This window comes from Micromonospora endophytica, from assembly GCF_003236305.1.
In the GTDB taxonomy this organism is placed as follows: domain Bacteria; phylum Actinomycetota; class Actinomycetes; order Mycobacteriales; family Micromonosporaceae; genus Micromonospora; species Micromonospora endophytica.
This window is the reverse complement of the sequence record NZ_POTX01000393.1, coordinates 1-3,467: the sequence shown is the minus strand read 5'-3', so window position 1 is coordinate 3,467 and position 3,467 is coordinate 1. Positions and strand designations below refer to the sequence as shown.

The 3,467-nt window shown below is 73.3% G+C and carries 3 protein-coding genes and 1 pseudogene; 1 reads left to right on the top strand and 3 read right to left on the bottom strand.

The window, feature by feature from the left end; all coding sequences use genetic code 11:
• Both C1I93_RS29595 and C1I93_RS29590 read right to left on the bottom strand, forming a co-directional pair.
• A pseudogene (locus C1I93_RS29595) lies at positions 1-1,127 on the bottom strand (transposase); the annotation flags it as partial.
• A gap of 41 nt (positions 1,128-1,168) precedes the next feature.
• Positions 1,169-2,170 carry a SatS C-terminal domain-containing protein gene (locus C1I93_RS29590; protein ID WP_111246544.1) on the bottom strand — a complete coding sequence of 334 codons (1,002 nt, stop codon included), beginning with the start codon at positions 2,168-2,170 and terminating at the stop codon, positions 1,169-1,171.
• A gap of 114 nt (positions 2,171-2,284) precedes the next feature.
• On the opposite strand from C1I93_RS29590, the gene C1I93_RS29585 reads away from it, so the two are divergent.
• Positions 2,285-2,620 carry a PadR family transcriptional regulator gene (locus C1I93_RS29585; RefSeq protein ID WP_111246543.1) on the top strand — a complete coding sequence of 112 codons (336 nt, stop codon included), beginning with the start codon at positions 2,285-2,287 and terminating at the stop codon, positions 2,618-2,620.
• A gap of 157 nt (positions 2,621-2,777) precedes the next feature.
• On the opposite strand, the gene C1I93_RS29580 is transcribed toward C1I93_RS29585, so the two are convergent.
• Positions 2,778-3,467, bottom strand: a 690-nt coding sequence (locus tag C1I93_RS29580) for a permease prefix domain 1-containing protein (protein ID WP_309148224.1), incomplete at its 5' end; no start/stop codon positions are given.

Here is a 3,467-nt window from a genome sequence, read left to right as displayed (position 1 = left end):
ACCGGGGCGGGCGCCACCGGCGGCGGAGCCATCGGCCGGGGCGACGGCGGCGCGCCGCTGCCGCCCACCGGCTCGGGCCGGCTGCGTCGTCCGCCGGAGGGTTCCGGCCCGACGGCACGCACCGCACGCAGACCGGCTCCGGGCGCGGCGTGCGGCGCCTCGCCGATCGGTTCGACGAGCCTGTCGGCCGAGCGTCGACCGGGCAGCTGCGTCGGTGTGGCGGTGCGGGCGTGCAGCGCGCCCACCAACGCCTGGCAGCCGGCGTCACAGGCGCGTACGGAGGCGACCGCCTGCCGGATCGTCTCGGCGGCGGCGGAGGTGAGGGCCCGGTTGACAGTGGACCGGCGCGGGGTCTCGGAGATGGCCACCCGCAACGCGGTCACGGCCTCGTCGATCTCGTCGGCGTCGCCCATCCCGTCGGCGGCGAGCTGGGCGACCACGGCGTCGGCGGTGACTGCCGCGTCGCGGCCCCGCCCGACGGCGTCGGTGAGCATCCCCGGCTCGGGGAGGGCGTCCAGCACGGCCAGCGGAATCAGATCGGCGGGGTCGGGGTAGGCGCGCAGCGCGGCCGGGTAGAGCTCGCGGAGCACCTCACGGAGCGCGACCGCGGCGGAGTGGCGGCCGCTGGTCAGCGCCGCGTGCGCGGCGAGCACCTGCTTGTATCCGGCGAGGTCCCGGGGGGCGGGCAGGGTCACCGCGGACAGCGCGCCCGCCTGCAACGCGCGGGCCAGGCCCACGGCCCGCCGCACGGCCGGCGGCGACTGCATCTCCTCGACCGAGTCGTCGTCGGCGAAGCGCTCGGCGAAGTCGTCGACCGAGTCGTCGTCGGCGATCGCCAACGGGCGTCCGGCAGCGCTGAGCAACGACGTGATCGTGTGGTCGTCGCTGTCAGCGGCGATCGCCGCGCCGCTCGGCCCGCCGGAGCGCTCCACGAGCAGCGTGACCAGCCGGGCGTAACCCGCCGGGTCGTCACTGATCTCGCAGACATGCAGCAGACGGCCTGCGTCGTCGACCACAGCGGACGTCAGCGTCGAACCGGCCGGGGCCGATCGGTCGGCCGGATCCGCCGAGGCCAGACCGCAGTACACGCGCACGAGCGCCACGGCGTCGTCCTCCTCCCGGGACACAGGGCATTCTTCTGCCAGAGACTGATGCTCCCTGGTGCGGGTCAGTCGCGCCAGTCCACGACCGCAGAGATCTTTCCGACAATGGTCCGCCAGCCGAGACTCGCGGTTTGTGCCCCGATTCTCTTCAATCGACGACGCCCCATGAATCCACCGATCCCACCATTGGCCGAGGCCCGTAGTGCCTCGTCCAGATCGTCGAGACTGGAGCCGCTGGAGAGCATGTCGAGCACGGCCGGCAGGCGCAGCGCGTACGCCACGTCCCGGGCCACCTCGCCAGCCTCGATGAGCAGCGTCGAGTCCCAGGCGTCGTGCCCGCCGCGGAGGTTCTCCACCACGAGATCGAGTTCGTAGATGTCCTCGTCCCGCGGCGCGATGTCGGCCGGTTCCACCCGTTCGGACAGTTCATTCCAACTGTCCAGCTGGGTCAGGTCGTTCGGCGCGCCGGAACGGACGAAACTCACAAGTGACTCGGGGGTTTTGAACAGCAGCAGCCGACCCCGGTGACTCAGGAAGATCGGCACCTCTTCGTCGCCGGCCTCATCGGCCGCCTGCTCGGTGTCGTCCGCCTCGGCGTCGTCCTCGGCGGCGTCGTCCGCGTCGCCCTTGGTCCGCTTCTCGTCGTCGTCACTCTCGGCGAACTCCCGGGCGACCTCCTCGTCGAGGATCACGACCTCGTCGTCCTCGTCCTCCTCGGCCTCGACCACCTGCCGGCGGGCCAGGAAGGGGTCGTCAGCGTCGCGTTCGGCCACGTCGGTCGGAGTCAGCTCCCGCGCCGGCCGGTACGCCCGCAGGGTGTAACCGGTGCCGGCGGGCAGCGCGATCTCCACCGGGTCGATCCGCAGTTCCTCCCAGAGGGCGCGGGCCGCAGCGGCATCCGGTCCGGCGGGGTCGGCCGCGCGCTCGGCATCGTCGGCCGCCGGCTCGGCGGCGTCGAGCGCGGGCTCGGCGGGACCGGTCGTGGCATCGAGCGCGGGCTCGTCGGCGTCCGGCCGTTCAGGCGACTGGCGGGCCACGGTGACCTCCGGGTGCGTCGGGCTGCTCACCCGCCGGCGCGGCGTCGGTGGGTGACTCTGGGCACATACCCTAGTTGGCTGCGCTGGGTAACGGGTGTCGGCCCCGGTGGCGTCGTCGACCCCTGACAGGTAGCTTTCCTACCTATGAAGGCCCAGGCGCTGCACGGACACCTCGACGCCTTGCTGCTGGCCGTGCTCGAGCGGGGTGCCCTGCACGGGTACGCCATCATCGAGGCGCTGCGTGCCCGCAGCGAGGGCCAGCTCGACCTGCCCACCGGCACGGTCTATCCGGCGCTGCGGCGGTTGGAGCGGGCCGGTCACGTGGCCAGCGCCTGGAGCACCGTCAACGGCCGGGAGCGGCGCACCTACGAGCTGACCGACACGGGTCGGCGTGCGCTGGCCGACCAGCGATCGGGATGGCGGGAGTTCAGCGCGACTGTCGGTCGCTTCCTCGACCCGGGCCCCGCGCCGGCAGGCTGACCGGCTGGCCCCCGCGCCAACGGGCTGACCGAATGGTCGGGCCTCCGCGCCGGCAGGCTGACCGGACGACCGGCCCTCGCGCCAACGGGCTGACCGGACGACCGGCCCTCGCGTCGGCAGGCTGGCCGACCGGAGGCCGGGCGGTGGCGGGCTGCGCTCAGCGGGTGGCGAGCAGCCAGGTGTGCGCCGCCCGGCCGAGCCAGAGATGGGCGGTGCCGGCGGCGAGCATGCCGACAATCATCGGCGGCCAGGTGAGCGCCGCGTCCCAGAGCAGGATCGACCAGCCGAACAGCATCGCGCCGGTGAGCACACCCAGCACGGCGGTGGCGGTCAACAGGCCGCCCACCGCGTGGGCCACTGTGGTGAACACCGGACGGGACGAGCGCGCGGTCGCGGCGGCCAGTATCAGACCGGCGACCCCGACCAGGAACGCGGTTGCCCAGATCCAGTCCACCGACTGCGACACCAGCAGGTAGCCGGTAGGTGGTGGCGGGCCTGCACTCCAACTCGAACCCTGCCAGGTCAGGTCACCGGCGATGGTGGCGGCTCCGGCGAAGGCGACCATCCGCAGCGACAGCCCGCGTAACGCCGCCACCGCCAGCTCGGCCTGGTACGCCGGGACGAGCTGCTCCGGCGTACCGAAGTCGGCGATCGCCTGCCGGGACGCCTCGCGGGGTGACATGCCGCTGTCCCGGTACGCCTCGACCGCGTCCAGCAATCCGTGCCGCGCCTCGGTGATCAGATCCGCGCGCAGCCGGCGCGGTCCGCGTAGCCGCCCCGCCAACTCCCGCAGATATTCATCGACCACCACATCGCCCTCAACCCGCATCCCCCCACCCTCCCACGC